We start from the raw sequence: 24,091 nt of genomic DNA, 5'->3' as shown, positions 1-24,091 counted from the left end.
GGGTGCCGACCCGGTGGCGTGCTCCGGTCCGCCGGTTCCGCGGTCCCGCGGGTCGGTCGTGTGCGGCGGCCGCTCAGCCCTGGGAGGGCAGTGGGCTGCCGAATCCGAGCCGGGAACCGGCGCCCGGGCGGTGCGGATTGCGGCTCTCGCGGCGGCCGGTGCCCTCGGTGCGGATCTCCGTGCGGGCCCCCCGCTCCATGCGCAGGGCGCGGCGGTAGGGGGGCGCGTCCCGGACGCCGCCCGGCACCGCGATCATGCGGCGCAGCACCTCCGCCAGCCGGGGGGTCGGCGGCCGGGACGGATCGCAGCGCAGCAGCGACCTGCCGCCCCACGTCCTGCGGTGCCACTCGTCGAGCGCGGTCGGCTGTCTGATCCCCTTGTGCTTCTCCCGCCTGCGGCGGGCGGCGACTTCGGACTCGTAGGCGAGCCAGACCGCGCGGGCTTCCTCCAGTTCCTCCAGAGCCGCGACGAGCAGTGCGGGGTCGGGCTCGCGGTCCTCCGGGTCGAACCCGGCGTTCCTGCACAAGTGTTGCCAGGTGGCGCGGTGTCCGTAGGGAGCGAACCGCTCCAGGCACTTGCGCAGCGCCTGTCGCCGCTGGGACCGTTCTCTGTCCGGATCCCGGACCTGTCGGGCGAGCGCTCTGAAACCGGCCAATCATCCCACCTCCGGCGGAGAGGACCCGTGTCGTCGGGGATGTGACGTGCCGCCCCGCGGTTCGGATCCGTCTCCGGCGATGCTTTTTCGCGCGGAGAGCGCGCACTTGCTTCGGCGTGGCGGATTACCCCGGATGCGGTCCGCTATTCCTGTAAGGGCTGCGACCCCGCCTCATCGGGCGCAGCCGCTTCCGGGCTCTCCACCGGTCACGCATGCGCGGCGCCGCGCGCCGCCCACGGCAGAGGAACGAGCCTGCGGCCGCCGCCGTTCCCGAAGCAGCGTCGAGAGAGCCGGCGGCCCCCCTTCCGCAACGACATACCGACTGGTTAGTCTGCCGACCGGGCGCGGCGCCGCGGAACCCTTCCGCCGGCCGCGCCCGAACGGGGCCGCAGGAGCACACGCCCGGAGAGTGGGAGGCGCAGCCGATGGAGTCCTTGCGCGACAGTGCCGTCGTCGTCACCGGAGCGGGCGGGGGCATCGGAGCCGCCCTCGCCCGCAGATTCGCCGCCGAGGGCGCGCGGGTCGCGGTCAACGACCTCGACCCGGGCCGGGCCCGGGCCGTCGCCGAGGAGATCGGCGGCATCGCCGTCCCCGGGGACGCCGCCACCGTCGTGGCACCCGCGCGCGAGGCGCTCGGCGGAGCGGTCGACACGTTCTGCGCCAACGCCGGTCTGGGCACCGAGGGCGGCCCCGAGACCCCCGACGCGCAGTGGGACGCGGCCTGGGACCTCAATGTGATGGCGCACGTCCGGGCCGCGCGCGAACTGCTGCCGGACTGGCTGGAGCGCGGGCGGGGGCGCTTCGTCTCCACCGTCTCGGCCGCCGGACTGCTGACGATGGTCGGCTCGGCGCCCTACAGCGTCACCAAGCACGCGGCACTCGCCTTCGCCGAGTGGCTGTCGGTCACCTACCGGCACCGGGGCCTCCAGGTGCACGCCGTCTGCCCCGAGGGCGTACGCACCGACATGCTGGAGGCCACCGGCGTCGCGGGCGACCTCGTACTGCGGCCCGGCGCCCTCGCCCCGGACGCCGTGGCCGACGCGCTGTTCGCCGCGCTCGCCGAGGGGCGCTTCCTCGTCCTGCCGCACGCCACCACCCAGGGGCACTACACCGCGCGGGCCACCGGGACCGACACCTGGCTGAGCGCCATGAACCATCTGCAGCGCAAGGTCGAGGACGCGGCCGGCGGGACCCCGCAGGGCGCCGCCGAGACGCGGGAGGGGGAGCCGGCATGACCTCAGCGACCGCCGCCGGGTACGGGGACAAGCCCTGGCTCGCCCAGCTCACCGAAGCCCAACGCGCCCCCGTCACGCCGCCGGAGACGCTGCTGCACGCCTTCCGCGCCGCGGTCCGCGAGGTGCCGGACCGGGCCGCGCTCAGCTACTTCGACGGCCGGCTCAGCTACGCAGAGACCGACGCCCTCTCCGACGCCGTCGCGGCGCACCTCGCCGCGCGCGGCCTCGCCAAGGGCGACCGGCTCGCCCTGATGCTGCAGAACAGCCCGCACTATGTACTGGCGCTGCTCGGCGCGTGGAAGGCGGGCGCCACCGTCGTGCCCGTCAACCCCATGTACAAGGAGCGTGAGGTGGCGCACGTGCTCCAGGACGCGGAGGCGGCCGCGCTGGTGTGCTCCGACCGCGCCTGGGAGGACCGGCTGCGCACCGCGGCGGCCGGCAGCTCCGTGCGCACGGTGCTGACCGCCTGCGAACTCGACCTGCAGACACGGGACGACCCCCGGGTGCTCGACTTCGCCCGGTGCGCGCCCGCCGAGGACGCCGAGGACCTGCTCGCCGTCGCCCGCACCGGCGCGCCCGCCCCCGCGGGGCGCGGACTCACCGGCGAGGACATCGCCCTGATCAGCTACACCTCCGGGACCAGCGGTGCCCCCAAGGGCGCCATGAACACGCACGCCAATCTCGCCTACAACGCGGAGCGGCAGCGCGTCGGCCACGGCATCCCCGAGGGCGCCTGCGTCTTCGCGCTGGCACCGCTCTTCCACATCACCGGAGCGGTCGTCCAGCTCTGCGGCTGCATCGCCAACAAGGGCACGCTCGCCCTCGCCTACCGCTTCGACGCGGGTGTCGTCCTGGACGCCTTCCTGGAGCACCGGCCCGCCTACACCGTCGGCCCCTCCACCGCGTTCATGGCGCTGGCCGCGCACCCGGCCGCGTCCCGCGCACACTTCGCCTCGTTCACCCACCTCTCCTCCGGCGGCGCGCCGCTGCCCCCCGCGCTGGTGGAGAAGTTCCGCGCCGCCTTCGGCCCCTACATCGGCAACGGCTACGGCCTCACCGAGTGCTCGGCCCCGTGCGCCTCCGTGCCGCCCGGCCGGGAGGCCCCGGTCGACCCGGAGTCCGGCACGCTGGCCGTGGGTCTGCCCGGCCCCGACACGGTGGTGCGGATACTCGACGAGACCGGCGCCGAGGTGCCGTTCGGGCAGCAGGGCGAGATCGCCGTGCGCGGTCCGCAGGTGGTGCCCGGCTACTGGCGGCGGCCCGCGGAGACCGCCGCCGGCATGCCCGGCGGCGAACTGCGCACCGGGGACATCGGGTTCATGGACGCGGACGGCTGGCTGTACGTCGTCGACCGCAAGAAGGACATGATCAACGCCTCCGGGTTCAAGGTCTGGCCCCGCGAGGTCGAGGACGTGCTCTACACCCATCCGGCCGTCCGCGAGGCCGCGGTGGTCGGGGTGCCGCACGAGTACCGGGGCGAGACCGTCAAGGCGTACGTCAGCCTGCGCGAGGGCGTGTCGGCCGCTCCTCAGGAGCTGAGCGGGTACTGCAGGGAGCGGCTGGCCGCCTACAAGTACCCCCGCGAGGTGGAGGTGCTGCCGGAGTTGCCCAAGACCACCAGTGGCAAGATCCTCCGGCGGGAGCTGCGCTTCCGGCAGGACGGCTCCCCGACGGCGAGCGGGCAGCCGGGCCGGCCGGGCGGCGCCGGTCGGTGAACGATGAGCGAGAGGCAGGTGGCGGCCATGGCGACCAGGGCCGGTGAGGGAGATCCGGTACGCGGGAGCGGGGCGCGCACGGCGCGCGTCCGGAGCGGGGACGACACCCGGGTGCCGGTACCGCAGCGGCTGATGGCGGCCGCCACCCGCCTCTTCGCCGAACAGGGGTACGACCGCACGTCCGTGCAGGAGATCGTGGAGGCGGCCGGCGTCACCAAGGGCGCGCTGTACCACTACTTCGGCTCCAAGGACGATCTGCTCCACGAGATCTACGGCCGGCTGCTGCGGCTCCAGCAGGAGCGTCTCGACCTGCTCGCCGACCGTGCGGCTCCGGTGGAGGAGCGACTGCGGCAGGCCGCGGCCGACGTCGTCGTCACCACCATCGACAACCTCGACGACGCCATGATCTTCTTCCGCTCGATGCACCAGCTCTCCCCGGAGAAGCAGAAGCAGGTGCGTGCCGAGCGGCGCCGCTACCACGAGAGGTTCCGCGCGCTGATCGAAGAGGGCCAGCGCTCCGGGGTGTTCAGCGACGCGACCCCCGCCGACCTGGTCGTGGACTACCACTTCGGTTCCGTGCACCACCTCAGTAGCTGGTACCGGCCCGGCGGGCGGCTGACGCCCCAGGCGGTCGCCGACCACCTGGCCGGTCTGCTGCTGCGGGCGCTGCGGCCCTGAGCGGGCCCGGGGCCGCGGAGCGCGGCCCCCCGTCGACGAAAGGACCATCCGTGCAGGCATGGCGCGTCCACACCAACGGCGAACCGCGCGACGTGATGCGGCTGGAAGAGGTGCCCGAGCCCGAGCCGGGCCCGGGGCAACTGCTGGTCCGGGTCCGGGCCGCAAACGTCAACTACCCGGACGCCCTGCTGTGCCGGGGCGAGTACCAGGTGCGTCCGCCGCTGCCCTTCACCCCCGGTGTGGAACTCTGCGGCGAGATCGTCGGCGGGCCCCGGGCGGGGGAGCGGGTGCTCGGGCAGCCCGTACTGCCCTGCGGCGCCTTCGGTGAGACGGCCGTCGTCGCCGAGGAGAGCGCCCGTCCCGCGCCCGACGCGCTGGACGACGCAGAAGCCGCCGCGCTGCACATCGGTTACCAGACCGGCTGGTTCGGTCTCCACCGGCGGGCCGGGCTGCGGAAGGGCGAGACGCTGCTGGTGCACGCCGCCGCGGGCGGCGTCGGCAGTGCGGCCGTCCAACTGGGCAGGGCCGCCGGGGCACGGGTGATCGGGGTCGTCGGCGGCGCGGCGAAGGCCGAGGTCGCCCGGGAGCTGGGCTGCGACGTCGTCGTCGACCGCAGGAGCGAGGACGTGGTCGCCGCGGTGAAGGAGGCCACCGGCGGCGCGGGTGCCGACGTGGTCTACGACCCGGTGGGCGGCGACGCCTACGCGGCGTCCGCCAAGTGCATCGCCTTCGAGGGGCGCATCGTGGTGGTCGGCTTCGCCAGCGGCGCGGTGCCCACGCCCGGACTCAACCACGCGCTGGTGAAGAACTACTCCGTTCTCGGGCTGCATTGGGGGCTGTACGCGCAGCGGGAGCCCTCCGCCGTCGACCGCTGCCACGAGGAGCTCACCCGCCTCGCGGCGGAGGGCGCGGTCAAGCCGCTGGTGAGCGAGCGCGTACCGCTGAGCGGCGCGGCCGATGCCGTCCAGCGGGTCTTCGACGGCGTGACCACGGGCCGCGTGGTCGTGGTGCCCGGCTGACCGGCCCCGGCTGACCGGCCCCGGCCGGGCGGCGGCGGATCGGGGCGCGTCCGCGGCCCGCCGCCGACCCGACGGTGCTGCCGGCGGCCCGGCCCCCGGCCCGGCCGCTCCGCGGAGCACCGGGCAGCCGGGCGTCCGGGAGAGCACCCGCACCGTGCCCGCCGCTCGGGCCGGCCCCCGGTGCGGGGCCGGCCCGGGACGTCAGGCGACCGCGGCCGCCGCCGCCCGTCCGGCCGTGCGCCCCGAGAAGAGGCAGCCGCCCAGGAAGGTGCCCTCCAGCGAGCGGTAGCCGTGCACACCGCCGCCGCCGAAACCGGCCGCCTCGCCCGCGGCGTAGAGCCCCGGAACCGGGTCGCCCCGGCGCGGCCGCGCCGCGTCCGCCGAACCTTGCGCGGGTTCGGCGAGCACGCGCGAGGACAGGTCCGTCTCCAGCCCGCCCAGGCTCTTGCGGGTCAGGATGTTGAGCCGGACCGCGATCAGCGGACCGGCGGCCGGGTCCAGCAGGCGGTGCGGGGCCGCGACCCGGATGAGCCGGTCGCCCAGGTACCGCCGGGCCCCGTTCACCGCGGTGATCTGGAGGTCCTTGGTGAAGGGGTTGCGGATCTCCCGGTCGCGGGCGGCGATCTCCCGGTGCAGCGCCGCCGCCTCGATCAGCCCGTCACCGGTCAGCTCGTTCATCCGCCGGGCCAGGGCGGCGACATCGCGCTCGATGACGAAGTCGGCCCCGTGGTCCATGAACGCCTGCACCGGCCCGGGGGCGCCGCCGCGTGCCCGGCCCAGGACCTCGCGCACGGACCGGCCGGTCAGGTCCGGGTTCTGCTCCGATCCGGAGAGCGTGAACTCCTTCTCGATGATCTTCCGGCTGAGCACGAACCAGGTGTAGCCGTGCCCCGTCCGCATGATGTGGTCGAGGGTGCCCAGGGTGTCGAAGCCGGGGAAGAGCGGGACCGGCAGCCGCTGCCCGGTGGCGTCGAGCCACAGCGAGGAGGGGCCGGGCAGGATGCGGATCCCGTGCCGGGCCCAGATGGGGTTCCAGTTCTCGATCCCCTCGGTGTAGTGCCACATCCGGTCGCGGTTGATCATGTGGCCGCCCGCGGCTCCGGCCACGTCGAGCAGCAGCCCGTCCACGTGCGCCGGCACGCCGGAGAGCAGCTTCCGGGGCGGGGTGCCCAGCCGTTCGGGCCAGTGGGCGCGCACCAGGTCGTGGTTGCCGCCGATACCGCCGGAGGTCACGATCACGGCCTGGGCCCGCAGTTCGAAGCTGCCGTCGGCCTCCCGGCTGCTGGCCGTGCCGCGCCGTGCGTCGCTGGGCACCAGCACCTGGCCGGTCACGGTGTCCACCGCTCCGGCCGTCCGGGACACGCCGGTCACCCGGTGCCGGAAGCGCAGCTCCACCAGCCCGCGCGCCACGCCCTCGCGGACGCGCCGCTCGAACGGCTCGACGATGCCGGGTCCGGTGCCCCAGGTGATGTGGAACCGGGGCACCGAGTTGCCGTGGCCGCCCGCGCCGTAGCCGCCCCGCTCGGCCCAGCCCACCACGGGGAAGAGCTTCAGCCCCTGCGCGCGCAGCCAGGCACGCTTCTCGCCCGCGGCGAAGTCCACGTACGCCTCGGCCCACCGGCGCGGCCAGTGGTCCTCGGGCCGGTCGAAGGCGGCCGTGCCCAGCCAGTCCTGCCAGGCGAGTTCGCGGCTGTCCCGGATGCGCAGCCGCCGCTGCTCGGGCGAGTCGACGAAGAACAGGCCGCCGAAGGACCAGTGCGCCTGCCCGCCGAGCGATTGTTCGGGCTCCTGGTCGAGGAGGACGACGCGCCGCCCGGCGTCGGCCAGTTCGGCTGTCGCGGCGAGGCCCGCGAGCCCGGCTCCGACCACGATCACATCGGCGTCGTACGCCATGCTCCCACCTTTCGTGACAACTGCCGCAACAGGTGCGCGGACACCTGCACCGGGACCGGTGACCGGAGAGTAACCTCCGGGCCCGCCCGCGGACACCCCTGCGCGGGGCCCGTCTGCGGTGCTTGGATGGGCGTATGGAACAGCAGGGGCGCTCGGCGGACGAGCTGCTGGACATCGTGGACGCACAGGACCGGGTCGTCGGGCAGCGGCTGCGCGGCGAGGTCTACGCCGGCCGGCTGCGGCACCGCAGCACCGCCATCCGGGTCCGGGACGCGGCGGGCCGGATCTTCGTGCACCGCCGCACCCCCACCAAGCTGATCTTCCCCGGGATGTACGACGTGGTGGTGGGCGGCGTGGTGGGCGCAGGCGAGGACTACGACACGGCAGCGCTCCGGGAGGCCGAGGAAGAGCTGAGTGTCAGCGGGCTGCCGCAGCCCGAGCGGCGGCTGAAGTTCCTCTTCGAGACGCCCGAGTACTCCTGGTTCCTCCAGGTGTACGAGGTGGTGTGCACGCAGCCCGTCCGGCCGCAGCCGGAAGAGGTCGCGTGGTGGGACTTCCTGCCGGAGGAGGAGCTGGAGCGACGGCTGGCCGGCTGGGTCGCGCAGGGCAGCGTCGTCCCGGACGGACTGGAGTGCCACCGGCGGCTCGCCGCGGGGTGACCGGGCTGCAAGGAGCGTCCGGTGCGGCGCAGGTGTCCCGGGCTGTAAGGGGTGCCCCTGGGCGGCGCGGGTGTCCCCGCGGGGAAGCGCCGCAGGTCACCGCGTACGGTTGAGCCATGCGCGACCGGCTCTCGGCGACTCTTCGGCTGTGGTTCGCCCCCCAGCGGCTCAGGGAGGAGGGCACCACGCCCGACTACCGCTTCTCGCTCGCCAACGAGCGCACCTTCCTCGCCTGGATCCGCACCGCGCTGGCCCTGGTGGCGGGCGGGATCGCGGTCGACCAGTTCCTGACCGACCTGCGCTGGGGGGTGCGCACGGCCGTCGCGACCGTGCTGCTGGCCGGTGCCGCGCTGTGCGCCGTCCGCGCCGTGAACCACTGGGTGCGCTGCGAGCGTGCCATGCGCCGCGGCGAGGACCTGCCCGCCTCGCGCTTCCCGGTGCTGCTGGCGGGCGGCACGGCGTTCGCGGCGCTGCTGGTCGTCGCCGTCGTGGTGTTCGGCCTGGCCGGCCGGTGAGCGGCGAGCCGCCCCGCGATCCCGGCGCCCAGCCGGAGCGCACCTGGCTGGCCTGGCGCCGTACCACGCTGACCTGCGCGGTGTCGGTGGCGCTGACGGTGCGGGTGGCGCTCGCCGATCCCTCCGGCCCCGCCGTGGCGGCCGCCTGCCTCGGCGCGCTGGCCTGGGTGGGCCTGCTGGTGACCGCGCACCGCCGGATCCGCGCGCTCGCCCGCTCCCGGCCCCGGACGATGGGGGCGGCCCAGACCCTGGGGGCACTGGCCTGCGTGCTGGTGCTGGTCGGAGTGGGCGGGATGATGCTGCTGTGAACAGCCCGGCGGGGGCGCACGCGCCGCTCGCGGTCGTCGTGGGGGTCTCCGGGGCCGGCAAGAGCACCGTCGGGGAGCCCTTGGCCGGGGCGCTCGGTGTGCCGTTCGTCCGCGCGGACGACTCGCGCTCCGGAGGAGACCCGCGGCGCCGTGCGGAGCGCACTGGCGCGCGCCCGGGTGTGCGAGGGGCGCGGCTGCGGCTCGTGGGTCGGGCGCGCTGCGGCCCGTGGGTCAGGCGAGTGCGACGGCGGCCAGGATCAGCACCCCGACCGAGAGGACGATGATCAGGGCGAGGCCGGAGGGGTTGCGGTGGTTGAGGACGTAGCCGTTCCTGGAGCGCTCGTCGCGTACGAACAGCGGCTCGTTGTCACCCATGGGCATGCCCCCGAGGCTAGAGCGCGACCCGTGTGCCTGTCATGGGACTTCGGTCGGAAAGCGGTGCATCACACACCGAGCCGGGAGGTCGGCGGTCAATCCGGACCGTTCTCCGCCGCTGCCCCGTCGTCCCGTCGCCCCGCCGCGGGGAGCGGAATCCGGACCGGCAGGTGACCCCCTCTGGACTCCATACCGACTAGTCGGCATGATCGGGTCCGACCGATGCCGAAGGAGCGCGCACGATGAGCGAACAGAACCCGCCCGGTCTCGATCTGCCACGGCTGGCCGCGTACCTGGAGCGCGAGCGCCCCGGACTGGTACGGGGGCCGCTGGGCGCCGAGGTCGTCCAGGGCGGTAGGTCGAATCTGACCTACCGGGTCACCGACGGGACCGGCCGGTGGGTGGTACGGCGGCCGCCGCTCGGGCACGTACTGGCCACCGCGCACGACATGGCCCGCGAGCACCGCGTCATCAGCGCGCTGCGCGACACCCCGGTGCCGGTGCCCGGGACGGTGCTGCTGTGCGAGGACCCGGAGGTGCTCGGAGCGCCGTTCTACGTGATGGACCACGTCGAGGGCACCCCCTACCGCACCGCCGAGGAGCTCGCCCCGCTCGGCGCCCAGCGGACCCGCGAGGTCGTCCTGGCGCTGCCCGAGACCCTGGTGGCGCTGCACGCCGTCGACCCGCACGAGGTGGGGCTGGGCGACTTCGGCCGACCCGAGGGCTTCCTGGAGCGGCAGCTTCGCCGCTGGAGCAAGCAACTGGAGGCGTCCCGCAGCCGTGAGCTGGCCGGAGTCGACGAGCTGCGCGGCGCGCTCGGCGAGGCGCTGCCGGACTCGCCGCGGCCGACCGTCGTGCACGGCGACTACCGCCTCGACAACGTGCTGATCGACGCCGACGGCGAGGTCGCCGCGGTGCTCGACTGGGAGATGTCCACGCTCGGCGACCCGCTCACCGACCTCGGGCTGCTGGCGATGTACAGCGAGCGCCAGGACGTGCCCGACTCGCCGGTCAGCACCACCAGCGGAGCCCCCGGCCACCCCTCGGCCACCGAGCTGATCGAGCGCTACGCCCGGCTCTCGGGCCGCGACGTCTCGCAGATCAACTGGTACACCGCCTTCGCCTATTTCAAGCTCGCCGTCATCCTCGAGGGCATCCACTACCGCTTCACGCTCGGGAGCACGGTCGGCGCGGGCTTCGACCGGATCGGCGAACTGGTGCCGGTCTTCATCGACAACGGACTCTCCACTCTGCGGAAGGGCTGAGGCAGCACATGGACTTCGCATACGACGCGCGCACCGAGGAACTGCGCGAGCGGCTGCTCGCCTTCATGACGGAGCACGTGTACCCGGCCGAGCAGACGGCCGAGGAGCAGCGTGCCGCGCAGGACTCCCCCTGGAGCACGGTGCCGGTCCTCGAGGAGCTCAAGGCCGAGGCGCGGAAGCAGGGGCTGTGGAACCTCTTCCTGCCCGACGAGGAGTACGGGGCCGGACTCTCCAATCTGCAGTACGCGCCGCTGGCCGAGATCACCGGGCGCAGTCCGCAGCTCGCGCCGACCGCGCTGAACTGCGCGGCGCCCGACACCGGGAACATGGAGCTGCTCGCCCAGTTCGGCTCGCCCGAGCAGCGCGCCCGGTGGCTGGAGCCGCTGCTGGCCGGCGGGATCCGGTCGGCCTTCGCCATGACCGAGCCGGACGTCGCCTCCTCGGACGCCACCAACATCGGCACGCGGATCCGGCGGGAGGGCGACGCGTACGTCGTCACCGGCCGCAAGTGGTACATCTCCGGGGCCATGCACCCGGACTGCGCCGTCTTCATCGTCATGGGCAAGACCGACCCGGACGGCGCGGACGTGCGCCGCCAGCAGTCCATGGTGCTCGTCCCCCGCGACACCCCGGGCGTCGAGGTGCGCCGTGCGATGTCCGTCTACGGGTACGAGGACCACTACCACGGCGGCCACGCCGAGGTGGTCTTCCACGACGTCCGCGTCCCGGCGTCCGCCCTCGTCGGCGAGGAGGGCGGGGGCTTCGCCATCGCGCAGGCCCGGCTCGGTCCGGGCCGCATCCACCACTGCATGCGGCTGATCGGCATGGCCGAGCGGGCCATCGAGCTGATGTGCCGCCGGGCGCTGGACCGGACGGCCTTCGGGGCGCCGCTGGCCCGGCAGGGAGTGGTGCGCGAGTGGATCGCCGACGCGCGGGTGCAGGTGGAGCAGTTGCGGCTGCTGGTGCTGAAGACGGCCTGGCTGATGGACACCGTCGGCAACCGGGGCGCGCACACCGAGATCCAGGCCATCAAGATCGCCACGCCGCGTGCGGTGGTGCAGATCCTCGACGACGCCGTCCAACTGCACGGCGCCGCCGGGGTCTCGCAGGACTACCCGCTCGCCCATCTGTGGGCCTCGGCGCGGACACTGCGGCTGGCCGACGGGCCCGACGAGGTGCACCAGCGCTCGCTGGCCCGCCGGGAGCTGAAGCGCCACGCCTGAGGGCAGCGCCCAAGCCTGGCGGCGGTGCCGCGTCCGGCTGCCCGGTGGACGGCGCCGAGCCCGGCTCCGAGCCCGGCTCCGGGGCGGCTCCGGCCGTCGGTCCGGTGGACGGCCCCGGACGGACGTCCGCGGACCGGTCGTCTCCGCGCCGTCCGGAGCCGCGCCGGTGTCACCGCCCCTGCTCGACCGGCACCGGGCCGCCGCGCCGCCGGGCGGGGTGCCGGCCCGGCGGCGCGGACGGCTCCGGGCGGGGCGGCGGGCGCCGCACCTGGTGGGTCTGCGGCTCCCCGGCCGAGAGGGTGAACTCACCGCCGCAGTGGCACAGTTCCAGCGGCTCGCCCTCCAGCAGCGTGTAGACGGCCGTCCGGCTGCGGATCTCCACCCGCAGCCGCCGCCCCCGTACCTGCACGGTGAACGCCAGCCGGCTCAACTGCTCGGGCAGCAGCGGGGAGAAGTCCAGCATGCCGTGCCGCAGCCGCATCCCGCCGAACCCGGCGACCAGCGCGATCCAGGCCCCGGCCAGCGAGGCGATGTGCAGCCCGTCGCGGGTGTTGCTCTCCAGGTCCGCCAGGTCCATCAGCGCCGCCTCGCCCACGTAGTCGTAGGCGAGCCGCAGATGCCCGACCTCGGCGGCCATCACGGCCTGGCAGCAGGCGGAGAGCGAGGAGTCCCGGACGGTCATCTGCTCGTAGTAGTCGAAGTTGCGCGCCTTCTGCTCGGCGTCGAAGGCGTCGCCGCGCTTGTAGAGCGCCAGCGCCAGGTCGGCCTGTTTGATGACCTGCTTGCGGTACAGGTCGAAGTAGGGGAAGTGCAGCATCAGCGGGTACTGGTCAGGGCCCGTCGAGGCGAAATCCCACATCTGGTGCCCGGTGAAGCCCGCCGACTGCTCGTGCACGCCCAGTGTCTCGTTGAACGGCAGCGCCACCGCCTCGGCCGCGTCCCGCCAGGCGGCGGCCTCCTCGTCGTCCACCCCCAGTGCGGCGGCCTGCTCGGTGTACCGCTCCACCACGTCCGCCGCCTCGCGCAGGTTCTGCTGCGCCATCAGATTGGTGTACAGGTTGTCGTCCGCGACGGCGCTGTACTCGTCGGGCCCGGTGACCCCGTCGAAGTGGAAGGTGCCGTGGTGGTCGTGGTGGCCCAGCGAGTGCCACAGCCGGGCGGTCTCCACCAGGATCTCCACCGCCGTCTCCCGCTCGAACTCCACGTCACCGGTGGCCGCGACGTACCGGGTGACCGCGTCCGCGATGTCGGCGTTGACATGGAAGGCGGCCGTACCGGCCGGCCAGTACGCGGAGCACTCCGAGCCGTCGATGGTCCGCCAGGGGAAGGCCGCACCCCGCAGCCCGAGCTGGCGGGCCCGGTCCCGTGCGGCGGGCAGGGTCTCCTGCCGCCAGCGCAGCGCCTCGGCCACCGAGTCCGGCGAGGTGTAGGTGAGCACCGGCAGCACGAACTGCTCGCTGTCCCAGAAGGAGTGGCCGTCGTAGCCGGAGCCCGTCAGGCCCTTGGAGGGGATGGCGCGCTTCTCGGCCCGGGCACCGGCCTGCAGCACGTGGAAGAGGGCGAAGCGCACCGCCTGCTGGATCTCCGCGTCCCCGTCCACCTCCACGTCGGCCCGCGCCCAGAAGCTGTCCAGGTACGCCTGCTGCTCGTCCACGAGCCCCTGCCAGCCCTTGCTGCCGGCGCCGGCGAGGGCAGCGTCGACCTGGTCCCGCACGGCGGGCAGCGAGCGGACCCCCGACCAGCCGTAGGCCACCAGCTTCTCCACCCGCAGCGGCTCGCCCGGCCGCAGCTCGGCGGTGACGGTGAGCCGTGCGACGTTCTCCCCGCTCTCGCTGGAGGTGCGGGTCGACTCGGGGCCGTGCACGAGGTGGTCGGCGGCCGCGCCGACCCGCAGCCCGCTGCGCTCGGTGCAGTGCACCAGCCGCAGCCGCATGTCGGAGGCGAAGTCCTCCTCCGGCTGCAGCACGTCCTCCAGCGCGGTGGCGACCCGCGGGTCCTCGCCGCTCTTCTGCGGCAGTTGCTCGTTGGCGACCAGTTCGGACTGCACCACGACGCGCACGTCCGAGTCCAGCGGCTCCACCTCGTAGGAGACGGCGGCCACGGCCCGCTGGCTGAAGGAGACCAGCCGGGTCGAGGTGACCCGCACGGTGCAGCCTGCCGGGGAGCTCCACTCGCAGACCCGGCGCAGCAGCCCGGTGCGCAGGTCCAGCACCCGCTCGTGGGAGCGCAGCTTGCCGTAGCGCACGTCGAACGGCTCGTCGTCGACGAGCAGCCGCATGACCTTCCCGTTGGTGACGTTGATGACCGTCTGCCCGGCCTCGGGGTAGCCGTAGCCCCCCTCCGCGTACGGCAGCGGGCGCAGCTCGTGCACCCCGTTGAGATAGGTGCCGGGCAGGCCGTGCGGCTCTCCCTCGTCGAGGTTGCCGCGCCAGCCGATGTGCCCGTTGGAGAGCGCGAAGAGGGACTCGCTCTGCGGCAGCCTGTCGACATCCAGCGTGCTCTCGCGCAGCGACCAGGGCTGCACGGCATAGGAGGAGTTGCTGATCACGGGCGCTCCTTCCGCGGCGGGTGCTGGGGGACGTCCCGCTCCCGGGTCCCCTCCCGGTCCGTCAGTTCCGCCAGGTCCTGCACGACGGTGTCCGCGCCGTGCGCGCGCAGCGCGTCGGCCTGACCGGTCCGGTCGACCCCCACGACGTACCCGAAGTCCCCGGCGCGGCCGGCGTCCATCCCGGCGAGCGCGTCCTCGAAGACGGCGGATTCGCCCGCGGCCGTCCCCAGGGCCTCGGCGGCGGCCAGGAAGGTGTCCGGATGCGGCTTGCCCGGCAGCCGGCGCTCCCGGGCCACGATCCCGTCGATCCGCACCTCGAACAGGTCCTCGATACCGGCGGCGGCCAGCACGTCGCGGCAGTTGGCGCTGGAGGAGACCACGGCCGTCCGCAGCCCCGCCGCCCGCACCGCGTGCAGATACCGCACCGACCCCTCGTACGCCGCCACGCCGTCGGTGCGGATCTTCTGCAGCAGCAGGTCGTTCTTGCGGTTGCCCAGGCCGTTGACCGTCTCGCGGCCGGGCGGATCGTCGGGTTCGCCCTCCGGGAGGCGGATGTCCCGTGCCGCGAGGAAGGTCCGTACGCCGTCGGCCCGCGGGCGCCCGTCCACATAGGCGTCGTACTCCGTGACCTGGTCGAAGGGGCGGAAGCCGGGTCCGTCCCGGTCCCGCAGATAGGCGTCGAACATCTCCTTCCACGCGGCGGCGTGCACGGCGGCCGTCTTGGTCAGCACGCCGTCCAGATCGAACAGGCATGCGCGGATGCGGTCCGGCAGACCGAGGATCGTCATGCGTGCCGGGTCCCCTGACCGCCGCTCCGGCATGCCTGCCGAGGCGCTTTGCCGCCCGGCTGGACGCCCGCCGGGTCGCTCCCCCGTCTTCCCCGGCACCGTCCCCGGCCCCCGGCGGGCTACGGTCGAACGGACGTCAGGTCGCCGGACGGTCCCGGCTCCGCCGCAGTGTCCCGGCCGTCGGGCGCGGCACCCGCTCCGGCGTGCGCGGGTTCCTCGCCGGAGCTCAGGGGCCGCGGCGGTTTCCGGTCCATCTCGCGCCACTCCGGCCGCAGCCCGGTCAGATTGGTGGTGAGGAAGTAGGCCGCAGCCCCGACGCACAGCACCGGCACCAGGCCGAAGGAGGCGACGGCGGTACCGGCCAGGAGGCCGCCGAGCGGGATACCGGCCCAGGCGAGCGAGTCACCGAGCGCGTTGACCCGGCCGCGCAGCTCGCCGGGCACCCGTTCGAAGTTGAGCGCCCCCAGTATCGGATTGAGGAAACCCGCCCCGAACCCGCCGAGCGCGAAGACCGCCAGTACCGCCCACAGCGGTACGTCCACGGCCAGGATCAGGAACCGGGGCGCGCCCGCCAGCAGGAACCCGGCGAAGAAGACGGGGCGGCGGCGCATCCGGTGCGCGACCGCGGCGGCCAGCAGGCTGCCGAGGACCGCGGCGATCCCCAGCGCGCTGTTGGCCAGCCCGATCGCACCGGGCCCGTTGCCGGACTCCCGGGCCCAGACGGGCAGCAGCAGCGTGGCGAAGGCGGCGTCCAGCAGATTGGTGACACCGACCATGGCGATCACTGTCAGCAGCAGCGGATCGCGCCGCAGGAAGCGGAAGCCGGCACCGAGCCGCTGCCAGTAGCCGTCCTCGGGCGCGGCCCGGGGCTCGGTGCCGGAGCCGGCCGGCGCGGTTGCGCGGCGGCCCGGCAGCAGCAGCACGATGACGACCGAACCCGCCGCGAAGCAGCAGGCGATGGCGAACAGCGCGGTCTGCGCACCGAGCAGGGCGACCACCGCGCCCCCGGCGGCCGGACCCACCGTGGAGGCCAGCCGCTCGGTGACCCCCGCCAGTCCGGCGGCCCGCTCCAGCGGCACCCGGGCGCGTTCCGCGGCCACCGGGACCATGATCTCCTTCGACAGGTCGCCGGGCCCGCGGGCCGCTCCGATCACCGCGACGAGCAGGAGCAGCAGCCAGAAGGAGAGCACGTCCACCAGGTGCAGCAGGCCGACGGCGGCGATCGCGGCCGCGCTGACCACGTCGGTGATCCAGGAGACCGTGCGCGGGCCGATCCGGTCCACCAGCGGTCCGGTGAACGCCTTGACCAGGACGTAGGGAGCCATCTCGCACAGGGCCACCAGCCCGGTGCGGGCGGTGCTGCCGGTGGTGACCAGGACGAACCAGGGGAGTGCGATGGCCGAGATGCGGGTCCCGGTCAGGGACACGGCCATCGCGGCCAGCACGCCTGCCAGCGGCCGTCGGCTCCGCTCGGTCATCCGGAAACTCCCGACCGCGCGTTCGAGCCGGACCGAACGGCCCCTGTCCGGCGCAGTGCTCGTGGACCAGGCCGTACGGCCGTCCCGAGCAGGCCCGGTGCCGGGCTCCCGGCCCCGGGCGGGGCGCCCGCCCCCGGGAGGCGGTGCCGGACGCCGCGTACCGGCCGCCGTCCCCGCCGAACGGCCTGCGCGGGACGGGTGGCTGACTTCTGGTCCGCTTCCGCGGGCGTCGTCGGCTCCGCGCGCGAACCGGGCCTCACTCCGCCCCGGGAACCGGGCGCCGCACCTCGCGGAGCCGGTCCAGTTCGCGGCGGTCGCGCTTGGTGGGGCGGCCGGCACCTCGTTCGCGCCGGGGGACGAGCGGGACCTCCACCGGAGAGGGCGGCGGCGGGCTGTTGTCCTGGTAGCACTCGACGGCGACCGAGGCCCCCACCCGCTTCTTGAGCAGCCGTTCGACGATCACGATCCGCTCCCGCCCTGCCTGCCGCACCCGTACTTCGTCACCCACCCGCAGCGCGTGCGCCGCCTTCGCCCGCTCACCGTTGACCTTGACGTGTCCACCGCGGGCGGCGGTCGCCGCCTGGGAGCGGGTCTTGGCCAGTCGGACGGACCAGATCCAACTGTCGACCCGCACCGACCCCTCGTCTGCCGTCATGCCCCCGATTCTAGGGCCCTGCGACCGGAGGAATCCGGGGCGCCGCATGCGACGGTCCGGCCGGCCGGGCCCGGACCGGTGGCCCGCCCCGGAAGGTGCGACCCCGGGAGGGGGACGCGTGCCGCCGGCCGCCACCCGGCGAAGATTCCCGGCAGGACCGACAATGGGCACATATGGACGCCTTCTCCGCGGATCCCGGCTCCGCAGCCGCCGCCCGAACCCCGGAAGACGTCTTCCGGGAACTCGACCGGGTCGCGCTGCGCACGGAGGCGCACGCCCGGCACCGCGCGCGCGTCCGTGTCACCGAGGCACGCCGCCTCCCTGCCGCGCCCGTCCGGTGCGCCGGGAGCGGACCGCTGCGCCGCGGCGGTGCCGCGGACCGGGCGACTCCCGAGGTGGCGGTACTGCCCGGGCTGCCTTCCTGGCTGCCGGCGGTGCTGGCCGTCCAGCGGGGCAGTGCCGCGGTGCTGCGCCCGCAGTACGCCGCGGACGGCACGGCGCGGGACTTCCTCGTCGTCGGCGCCAACCACCTCGAACTGAGCGGGGTCGAGCGCGACCCCCGCGATCTGCTCGGCGGGCCGTTGTCGCAGACCCGGCCGGGCATCCGCGCCAGCGGGATGTACGACGTCTACCGGGCAGCCCTGGAAGGGCGCGGCCCCGCTTCCGCCGACGACCTCGACTACGTCGACCTCGTCGGGGGCGGTCTCCAGCGCGGGCGGCTGCGCGGCACGGTGGTGCTGCTGCCGGACGAGGGCCTGCTGCTGACGAACTGGGAACCGGTGGGCGACACGCGGCTCAGCCACCGCATCCAGGAGCGCAGCCGACTGGGGTGGGCGGAATGGGACCTGGTCAGCGGGCGGATGCGCTGGTCGCACGGGCTGCGCCGGCTGCTGGGCCTGCCCACCGAGCCCGGGGCCGCGGCGGAGCCGGAGCACGGCCTGGACGGCGAGGCGCGCTCGGTGACCTCGGTCGACGACGTCACGGCCGAGCTGCTGACGCTGCGGCGGAAGATCGTCCCGGAGGACGTGCCCGCCTTCGCCGCCGACATGAGCGCCCTGCTGCGCGGCGGCGAGGTCGTGGACCGGGAGGTGACCCTCCGGGTCGCGGGACAGGAGCGGCGGATCCGCTGGATCGGCCACGCCGAGCCGGAGGGCGCCGGGGTGCCGGATTCCCTGCTGTTCATCGCGCGGAACATCACCGGTCAGGAGGAACTGCTCAGCAGGGCCCTGACCGAGACCGAGCGGCTGCGCCGGGAGACGGCCGTCGACCGGCGCGTCTCCGAGACCTTCCGCCAGGCGCTCACCCCGCCGTTGGGCGTCCTGACCGCGCCGTGGCTCTCCGTCGGCGCCGTCTACGTGCCCTCCGACTCAGGGGTGGGCGGCGACTGGTACAAGTGCCGGGAGCTGCCCGACGGGCGGGTGCTGCTGGCCGTCGGCGACGCCTCCGGGCACGGCGTGGACGCGGCCAGCCGGGCGGTGCAGCAGCGCTCCGCGCTGGCCGGGCTCGCCTACACCGACCACGACGCGGCGGAACTCACCACGGCGCTGGGGGAGGTCGTCTACTACAGCGGCCTGGATGCCACCGCCACCTGTGTGGTCGGCCATCTGGACCCGGGGGAGCGGGTGCTGCGCTGGGCCAGCGCCGGGCACCCCACGCCGATCCTGGTCCGCGACGGAGTGCCGCGGCTGGTGGAGGCGGAGCACGGGGTGATGCTCGGGGTGACCGCACATGCGGCCTACCCGCTCACCACCACGCTGCTGCGCTCCGGCGACCTGCTGCTCTGCTACACGGACGGCGTCATCGAACGCCGCGGCATGGATCTGGACGAGGGGGTCGCCACGCTGATGGCAGCCGCCCGGGAGTGCGCGGAGCGCTTCGCCTCCGTGCAGGAGACCGTCGACTGCCTGTCCGCCGCCCTGCTGGGGCGCGAGGCCGAGGACGACGCCACGATCCTCGCGCTGTGCGTCACGTGAGGCGCCGGACAGCCACCCCGTGAAAACGCGAGGCCCCCGGACAGTTCCCGGACAGTTCCCACGCCGCGCAGCCGATACGGCGCCGCCGGCCAGCCGGCCAGCCGGCCAGCCGGGCTCCTCCCGGGCTCTTCGTGACGACGCAGCGTCTACGGCCGCAGCCCGGCAGGGCAGGGGCGCCGGTTCGTACGCGGTGACGGTCAGCCACCGGGGGGCACCGAAATGGTCTGCTCGGCCCAGATCACTTTGCCGTCCTTGGTGTAGCGGGTGCCCCAGCGTGCGGCGAGCTGGGAGACGAGGAAGAGGCCCCGTCCGCCCTCGTCCATGGTGGCCGCGTAGCGCAGGTGCGGCGAGGTGAGGCTCTGGTCGTACACCTCGCAGGTGAGGGTACGGCTGTGCAGCAGCCGTACCTTGATGGGCCCGGCCCCGTAGCGCATGGCGTTGGTGATCAGCTCGCTGAGAATCAGTTCCGTGGTATCCGCAAGGCCCGCCAGGCCCCACCCCGTGAGTTGTGCGGAGACGGCGGCGCGTACGCGGGGAACAGCCGCCGGGTCCGACTCCACGTCCCAGTGTGCGACCTGCCCCGCCCCCAGCACTCGCGTACGGGCTACCAGCAGCGCGATGTCGTCGCTCTGGACAACCGGGAGGAGGGCCTCGAGTACGGCGTCGCAGATCTGCTCCGGGGACTGGTCCGCGCCCCTCAGAGTCTCGCGGAGCTGTTCGAGTCCGACGTCGATGTCCTGGTCCCGGCGTTCGACCAGGCCATCGGTGAACATGACGAGCCTGCTGCCCTCGGGCAGCCGCAGCTCGGCGGATTCGAAGGGCAGCCCGCCGATGCCGAGAGGCAGCCCGGACGGCACATCCAGATACTCGACCGTGCCGTCGGGGTGTGCTAGAGCGGGCGTCGGGTGCCCGGCCCTGGCGATCGCACAGTCACGGGTCACGGAGTCGTAGACGGCGTACAGGCAGGTGGCGCCGGTCATGGTGGTCTCGTCACCGTCCGCGACCACGTCCTGGTCGGTGAGGGTGACCAGCTCTTCCAGGTGACCGAGGAGTTCGTCGGGAGGCGGGTCGAGGGAGGAGAAGTTGTGCACAGCGGTGCGCAGCCGTCCCATGGTGGCGGCGGCGTGCAGCCCGTGCCCGACGACGTCGCCCATCACCAGCGCGACACGGGCGCCCGGCAGGGGGATGACATCGAACCAGTCGCCACCGACCCCCTCCTGCGCGGGGAGGTAGCGGTAAGCCACCTCGACGGCGTGCTGCTCGGGTAGGGCACGCGGCAGCAGGCTCCGCTGAAGCGCCACTGCCATACCGTGTTCCCGGGTGTAGCGGCGTGCGTTGTCGAGAGACACGGCTGCATGAGTGGCCAGTTCAGCCGCGAGGGAGAGGTCGTCCTGATCGAAGGGCTCCGGTCTCTCCGACCGCCAGAAGTTGACGACGCCCAGGAGCACACCGCGGGCGGGCAGCGGCGCCGTGATGAGCGAGTGAGCCCCGAAGTCGAGAATACGGGCGGCCCGCTCCGGCCCAACTGTCCGCCATCCGGGGGAGTCACGCAGCCGGGGCACCAGAATCGCCTGACCTGTCTCGACGGTGCGGGCGGACGGCGACGCCGGCGTGAACGTGATCACCTCACCGACGGTGAAGAAAGGCACCTCATCACGGATCCCGTTGACGGCCGTACGGAGCAACCGTCTGCTGTCGCCGCCGCCCAGCGCCGGTTCGTCGCCGCGCAGCACCGGCTCGGCCAGATCCACGGTGACATAGTCCGCGAAGCCCGGGACCGCTGCCCGTGCCAGCTCCTCGGCCGTTTGGACCACATCGAGGGTGGTGCCGATGTCGCTGGTCGCGTCGTAGAGGAAATCCAGCCGTCGCCGGATCAGCTCGACCCTCTGCGAGGCCTCGCCGAGCATCTCCATTACTTCATCGGTGCGGACCGGTTCCGCTCCGACCACCGTGTCGATCGCAAGCCGCGCGGACGCCGCACCGACAGAGCCGGAGAGCTGAGCCTCCATGTGATGGATCAGATCGGGGGTGGCCTTGGCCTCCGGCGAGTCGGGGCCGGCTCCGGGATAGGAGCGCACCGCCCGCTGTGCGCCCTCCCGCCCCAGGAAGCGCTCCAGCACGGACTGCAACGCGCCGACCGTGGCACTGACCTGCCGACGGCGCCCTCCGGCAGGCTCCGTGAGGATGTCGACGAACTGCACCGCCTGCGCCTGCTCGGCGACCGTCGGCCGGCCTACGAGGGAGACGCCGACATATCCGCCGATGTTCACCAGCGCACTCCAGAACATCGCATGGCTGATCGGATCCATTCCCGTCAGGCCGAACAACTGCTGGGGCCGGAGCAGTTCGATACCGAACGGGCCGTCACGCAGGAACGAGGCGGACAACAACCCCGCCTCGGCGAAGCTCGGCAGCAGCAGGGTGTAAGCCCACATGGCGAACCCCGCGACGAGGCCCACCAGCACACCCCAGCGAGTACCGCCCTTCCAGAACAGGCCGCCGAGAATCGCGGGCGCGAACTGTGCCACAGCCGCGAACGACACCAGGCCGAACGCCGTCAGCGCCTGCCCTTCGCCCGCGAGCCGGAAGTACGCGTACCCGAGCAGCAGGATCAGCACGATGGCCGTCCGGCGAATGCCCAGCACCAGCCGGGTGACGTCGGCCCGGTACGCCAGCCGGGACATGGGACGCAGCAGCAGCGGCATCACCAGCGAGTTGGACACCATGGTGCTGAGCGCGATGGTCTCGACCGTGATCATGGCCGTGCCCGCGCTGAGCCCCCCGACGAAGACCAGCAGCGCCAGCCCCTGCTGCCCCTCGGCCATCGGCAGGGTCAGTACGTAGGTGTCGGCGTCGGCGGTATCTCCGAGCCGCAGCAGCCCCCCGGCCGCGAGCGGAAGCACAAAGATCGTGATGGCGAGCGAATAGAGCGGGAACAACCACATCCCCCGCTTGAGATGCCTCTCATCGACGTTCTCGACAATGGTGATCTGCCACTGCCGAGGCAGCAGCACGATCGACAGCATCGACAGCACGGTCAGCCAGACCCAACTGCCGTAGCTGACGTGCCCTTCCAGAACGAACAGTTGCGTGAAGTCGGCATTCGCCGCACGAGTGAACAGATCACCGAATCCGCTGAACATCCAGAACGTGACAAAGACCCCGACCGCCAGGAGCGCCCCGAGCTTGACCAGGGACTCGAAGGCGACAGCCGTCACCATCCCCTCGTGACGCTCGGCGGTGTCCAGGTGCCGTGCACCGAAAAGAATGGTGAACGCGGCGAGCAGCAGCGTCACATACAAGCCGGTGTCCTCGAGCAGCGGGACATGGCCGAGCTCCGAAGGAGTGGTGATCTCAGGATACCGCCGAAGGATCTCGAAGGCGTTGGAGATCGCCTTCAACTGCAACGAGATATAAGGGACGACCCCCACCACGGCGATGACCGCCACCAGGCCACCCAGCACCGCGCTCTTGCCGTAGCGGGCGGAGACGAAATCGGACAGCGAAGTCAGCCGGTGCCGCCGGCTGATCCGGATGATTCTGCGCAGCACCAGCCAGCCGAGCGCGAGCATGAGCGTCGGCCCCAGATAGACTCCCAGGAAGCCGATACCGGTCGTGGCAGCCCCACCCACATTGCCGTAAAGGGCCCACGCCGTCTCGTACACCGCGAGCGACAGCGCGTAGACCGTAGCGTTGTTGATCAGACTCCGCCCGGCATCCGCCCGCCGGTCGGCGTAGAAGGCCACTCCGAAGAGCAGACCCAGATACGCCACCGAAATCCCGACGATGACCTCGGTCCGGAGCACCGTGCTACCGGGACCTGGCGCACACGGCGGCGACCAGGCCGATCACGACCACCCAGACGAGATAGAGGTACGCCCACAGAACCGGTACGCCGAAAACCCGGTCCACCCGGTCGAACCGCGCCAGCAACGGCGGGATGACCAGCACGAACCCCAGCGCGGCGAGGGCCGCCAAGCGCCCCGCGAGCCGCCCGTCGTCCTGCGACTCCGCCACGGCTGCCTCCACAACCCCGATTTCAGGCTTCGGCATGCGCCCGAAGGCGCCCAGTGCCGCATCGCAGCGACCACCGGCAACACCGGGCCGACACCCGCACTCCCCAGTACGCTACCGACCCCCCAACCGCGCCTCCGAAGAGCGACACACCCCCTCCCGTATTCCCGCAAACATCACCCCGATGCCCCAGCAACGACCGCACCCACAGTCCTGACCACCCGCACGGGGGTCACCAGGCGCCGACCTCCTCTTCGAGCAGGGACCAGAAGCTTTCCGCGGCGGCGTTGTCGAAGCGTGATCCGGTGCGTCCGCAGCTCTGCCGCAGTCCCGACTTCCCCATTCGCGGCCGGAGCTGGGCGGACGTGTCCGCACTGCCGCGATCGCTGTGCTCCACGCAGCCCGGCTCAGGTCCGCCCCGGGCGTGTGCCGTGTCGAGAGCGTCGACGACGAGTTCGGCGCCTCGCCGGGGCCGGTGCCCGAACGGCTCCACGCGATTCTCGCCCGGGCCGCGGCGGCGATCCGGACACTTCGGCGGGCGGGTCACCTACGCCTTCGGCTCCTGGGGGCCCGTCGGCTGGGCCCCCTTCGACCTGGTCGGCGTCGACGGCTGCCGTCCGGCTGCGCGGCCGGCCCCGTCGCCGGGGTGCGGTCCTCCGCCCGGCCGGTCCGGCATCCGGGCGGAGTGCGGCGGGCGGGTACGGGTACCCGGGCGGCCCCGGGTGCCGCGTGGCGGCCCGGGGCCGCCACCGTCCCGGCCCGGTCGGAGCGGGCTCAGTCCTCGCCGCGGAAGATGTGCGATTCCGGGTCCCCGTCGCCGCGGGAGGAGCGCGGTCCGTAGCTCATGGGGCCGTCCGGGCGGCTCGCCGTCCGCGAGACGTGCACTGTCGGGCGGCGGGTTTCCCGGGCGTTCTCGTCACGGGTCGTCTGGTCCTGCTGCACGTGGGATCACCTCCGAGGTCGGCTCACCGGAGCGGGTCCCCACGCGTCGCGCAACGAAACGGTGAAACGGGGCGAAACGGGTGCCAAACGGAGAAAATCGGAAAACTTCTTCAGGAACCCAGGAACCAGGAACCCAGGAACACGGGCAGTCGG

The 24,091-nt window shown here is 73.4% G+C and carries 20 protein-coding genes and 1 pseudogene; 10 read left to right on the top strand and 11 right to left on the bottom strand.

The window, feature by feature from the left end:
• Positions 1-73 precede the first annotated feature (73 nt).
• A complete protein-coding gene (locus tag BMX65_RS13985; protein WP_075000567.1) occupies positions 74-655 on the bottom strand; it encodes a hypothetical protein in 582 nt (193 codons plus the stop codon).
• Positions 656-1,080: 425 nt separating this feature from the next.
• Here BMX65_RS13985 and BMX65_RS13980 point away from each other — a divergent pair, with 425 nt between their 5' ends.
• From BMX65_RS13980 to BMX65_RS13965, 4 genes are all read left to right on the top strand, one after another.
• Entirely contained in the window at positions 1,081-1,890 is an 810-nt protein-coding gene (locus tag BMX65_RS13980) for an SDR family oxidoreductase (RefSeq protein WP_075000566.1), read from the top strand.
• Positions 1,887-3,605, top strand: coding sequence for an AMP-binding protein (locus BMX65_RS13975; RefSeq protein ID WP_075000565.1), 1,719 nt, complete (start codon positions 1,887-1,889; stop codon positions 3,603-3,605). The genes BMX65_RS13980 and BMX65_RS13975 overlap by 4 nt, the downstream gene beginning before the upstream one ends.
• 132 nt (positions 3,606-3,737) lie before the next feature.
• A complete protein-coding gene (locus BMX65_RS13970; RefSeq protein WP_075000653.1) occupies positions 3,738-4,283 on the top strand; it encodes a TetR/AcrR family transcriptional regulator in 546 nt (181 codons plus the stop codon).
• A 50-nt stretch (positions 4,284-4,333) separates the two neighbouring features.
• Positions 4,334-5,302 carry an NADPH:quinone oxidoreductase family protein gene (locus BMX65_RS13965; RefSeq protein ID WP_075000564.1) on the top strand — a complete coding sequence of 323 codons (969 nt, stop codon included), beginning with the start codon at positions 4,334-4,336 and terminating at the stop codon, positions 5,300-5,302.
• Positions 5,303-5,503: 201 nt separating this feature from the next.
• On the opposite strand, the gene BMX65_RS13960 is transcribed toward BMX65_RS13965, so the two are convergent.
• Complete coding sequence (locus tag BMX65_RS13960) at positions 5,504-7,195, bottom strand: FAD-binding dehydrogenase (RefSeq protein ID WP_075000563.1); 1,692 nt, start codon at positions 7,193-7,195, stop codon at positions 5,504-5,506.
• A 134-nt stretch (positions 7,196-7,329) separates the two neighbouring features.
• On the opposite strand from BMX65_RS13960, the gene BMX65_RS13955 reads away from it, so the two are divergent.
• The 3 genes from BMX65_RS13955 to BMX65_RS13945 all read left to right on the top strand — a co-directional run bounded on the left by BMX65_RS13955 (position 7,330) and on the right by BMX65_RS13945 (position 8,677).
• On the top strand, positions 7,330-7,854 hold the full coding sequence (locus tag BMX65_RS13955; RefSeq protein ID WP_075000562.1) for an NUDIX domain-containing protein: 525 nt from the start codon (positions 7,330-7,332) through the stop codon (positions 7,852-7,854).
• A 116-nt stretch (positions 7,855-7,970) separates the two neighbouring features.
• On the top strand, positions 7,971-8,369 hold the full coding sequence (locus BMX65_RS13950) for a YidH family protein (RefSeq protein WP_019355365.1): 399 nt from the start codon (positions 7,971-7,973) through the stop codon (positions 8,367-8,369).
• Positions 8,366-8,677 (top strand): DUF202 domain-containing protein, encoded by a 312-nt coding sequence (locus BMX65_RS13945; RefSeq protein ID WP_075000561.1) that lies wholly within the window; start codon positions 8,366-8,368, stop codon positions 8,675-8,677. Before BMX65_RS13950 ends, BMX65_RS13945 begins: the two co-directional genes overlap by 4 nt.
• A 231-nt stretch (positions 8,678-8,908) precedes the next feature.
• Here BMX65_RS13945 and BMX65_RS32880 read toward each other — a convergent pair whose 3' ends face one another.
• Positions 8,909-9,058: a hypothetical protein gene (locus tag BMX65_RS32880; protein ID WP_019355368.1), complete on the bottom strand. Its 150-nt coding sequence runs from the start codon at positions 9,056-9,058 to the stop codon at positions 8,909-8,911.
• A 236-nt stretch (positions 9,059-9,294) separates the two neighbouring features.
• Here BMX65_RS32880 and BMX65_RS13935 point away from each other — a divergent pair, with 236 nt between their 5' ends.
• Together BMX65_RS13935 and BMX65_RS13930 are read left to right on the top strand one after the other, a co-directional pair.
• Positions 9,295-10,317 carry a phosphotransferase family protein gene (locus BMX65_RS13935; RefSeq protein WP_075000560.1) on the top strand — a complete coding sequence of 341 codons (1,023 nt, stop codon included), beginning with the start codon at positions 9,295-9,297 and terminating at the stop codon, positions 10,315-10,317.
• A gap of 8 nt (positions 10,318-10,325) precedes the next feature.
• On the top strand, positions 10,326-11,540 hold the full coding sequence (locus tag BMX65_RS13930; RefSeq protein ID WP_075000559.1) for an acyl-CoA dehydrogenase family protein: 1,215 nt from the start codon (positions 10,326-10,328) through the stop codon (positions 11,538-11,540).
• Positions 11,541-11,709: 169 nt separating this feature from the next.
• On the opposite strand, the gene BMX65_RS13925 is transcribed toward BMX65_RS13930, so the two are convergent.
• The 4 genes from BMX65_RS13925 to BMX65_RS13910 all read right to left on the bottom strand — a co-directional run bounded on the left by BMX65_RS13925 (position 11,710) and on the right by BMX65_RS13910 (position 17,009).
• Entirely contained in the window at positions 11,710-14,088 is a 2,379-nt protein-coding gene (locus tag BMX65_RS13925) for a glycoside hydrolase family 65 protein (RefSeq protein ID WP_075000558.1), read from the bottom strand.
• Positions 14,085-14,876, bottom strand: coding sequence for an HAD family hydrolase (locus BMX65_RS13920; protein ID WP_075000557.1), 792 nt, complete (start codon positions 14,874-14,876; stop codon positions 14,085-14,087). The genes BMX65_RS13925 and BMX65_RS13920 overlap by 4 nt, the downstream gene beginning before the upstream one ends.
• Positions 14,877-14,995: 119 nt before the next feature.
• Complete coding sequence (locus BMX65_RS13915; RefSeq protein ID WP_075000556.1) at positions 14,996-16,354, bottom strand: MFS transporter; 1,359 nt, start codon at positions 16,352-16,354, stop codon at positions 14,996-14,998.
• Positions 16,355-16,610: 256 nt separating this feature from the next.
• Entirely contained in the window at positions 16,611-17,009 is a 399-nt protein-coding gene (locus BMX65_RS13910; protein ID WP_075000555.1) for an RNA-binding S4 domain-containing protein, read from the bottom strand.
• Between the two features lie 173 nt (positions 17,010-17,182).
• Between BMX65_RS13910 and BMX65_RS13905 the strand changes: the two genes are divergently transcribed.
• On the top strand, positions 17,183-18,982 hold the full coding sequence (locus BMX65_RS13905) for a PP2C family protein-serine/threonine phosphatase (RefSeq protein ID WP_075000554.1): 1,800 nt from the start codon (positions 17,183-17,185) through the stop codon (positions 18,980-18,982).
• Positions 18,983-19,179: 197 nt separating this feature from the next.
• On the opposite strand, the pseudogene BMX65_RS34285 reads toward BMX65_RS13905, so the two are convergent.
• From BMX65_RS34285 to BMX65_RS32875, 4 genes and pseudogenes are all read right to left on the bottom strand, one after another.
• A pseudogene (locus BMX65_RS34285) lies at positions 19,180-21,036 on the bottom strand (ATP-binding SpoIIE family protein phosphatase); the annotation flags it as partial.
• A gap of 1,756 nt (positions 21,037-22,792) precedes the next feature.
• Positions 22,793-22,999 (bottom strand): hypothetical protein, encoded by a 207-nt coding sequence (locus BMX65_RS13895; protein ID WP_075000552.1) that lies wholly within the window; start codon positions 22,997-22,999, stop codon positions 22,793-22,795.
• Positions 23,000-23,228: 229 nt separating this feature from the next.
• Positions 23,229-23,489, bottom strand: a complete 261-nt coding sequence (locus BMX65_RS13890) for a DDE-type integrase/transposase/recombinase (RefSeq protein WP_079171874.1) — start codon at positions 23,487-23,489, stop codon at positions 23,229-23,231.
• Positions 23,490-23,770: 281 nt separating this feature from the next.
• Positions 23,771-23,938: a hypothetical protein gene (locus tag BMX65_RS32875; protein WP_162637625.1), complete on the bottom strand. Its 168-nt coding sequence runs from the start codon at positions 23,936-23,938 to the stop codon at positions 23,771-23,773.
• Between the last annotated feature and the right edge of the window lie 153 nt (positions 23,939-24,091).

This window comes from Streptomyces qinglanensis (assembly GCF_900111245.1).
GTDB lineage: Bacteria > Actinomycetota > Actinomycetes > Streptomycetales > Streptomycetaceae > Streptomyces > Streptomyces qinglanensis.
The sequence above is the reverse complement of the archived record's forward strand: the minus strand, read 5'-3'. Positions and strand labels throughout refer to the sequence as shown.

Excerpts from the sequence above, each read along its gene's own strand:
- BMX65_RS13980 (WP_075000566.1), top strand. The coding sequence starts at position 1,081 with ATGGAGTCCTTGCGCGACAGTGCCGTCGTCGTCACCGGAGCGGGCGGG.
- BMX65_RS13975 (WP_075000565.1), top strand. The coding sequence starts at position 1,887 with ATGACCTCAGCGACCGCCGCCGGGTACGGGGACAAGCCCTGGCTCGCC.
- BMX65_RS13970 (WP_075000653.1), top strand. The coding sequence starts at position 3,738 with ATGGCGGCCGCCACCCGCCTCTTCGCCGAACAGGGGTACGACCGCACG.
- BMX65_RS13960 (WP_075000563.1), bottom strand. The coding sequence starts at position 7,195 with ATGGCGTACGACGCCGATGTGATCGTGGTCGGAGCCGGGCTCGCGGGC.
- BMX65_RS13955 (WP_075000562.1), top strand. The coding sequence starts at position 7,330 with ATGGAACAGCAGGGGCGCTCGGCGGACGAGCTGCTGGACATCGTGGAC.
- BMX65_RS13950 (WP_019355365.1), top strand. The coding sequence starts at position 7,971 with ATGCGCGACCGGCTCTCGGCGACTCTTCGGCTGTGGTTCGCCCCCCAG.
- BMX65_RS32880 (WP_019355368.1), bottom strand. The coding sequence starts at position 9,058 with ATGCCCATGGGTGACAACGAGCCGCTGTTCGTACGCGACGAGCGCTCC.
- BMX65_RS13935 (WP_075000560.1), top strand. The coding sequence starts at position 9,295 with ATGAGCGAACAGAACCCGCCCGGTCTCGATCTGCCACGGCTGGCCGCG.
- BMX65_RS13930 (WP_075000559.1), top strand. The coding sequence starts at position 10,326 with ATGGACTTCGCATACGACGCGCGCACCGAGGAACTGCGCGAGCGGCTG.
- BMX65_RS13920 (WP_075000557.1), bottom strand. The coding sequence starts at position 14,876 with ATGACGATCCTCGGTCTGCCGGACCGCATCCGCGCATGCCTGTTCGAT.
- BMX65_RS13915 (WP_075000556.1), bottom strand. The coding sequence starts at position 16,354 with ATGACCGAGCGGAGCCGACGGCCGCTGGCAGGCGTGCTGGCCGCGATG.
- BMX65_RS13910 (WP_075000555.1), bottom strand. The coding sequence starts at position 17,009 with ATGACGGCAGACGAGGGGTCGGTGCGGGTCGACAGTTGGATCTGGTCC.
- BMX65_RS13905 (WP_075000554.1), top strand. The coding sequence starts at position 17,183 with ATGGACGCCTTCTCCGCGGATCCCGGCTCCGCAGCCGCCGCCCGAACC.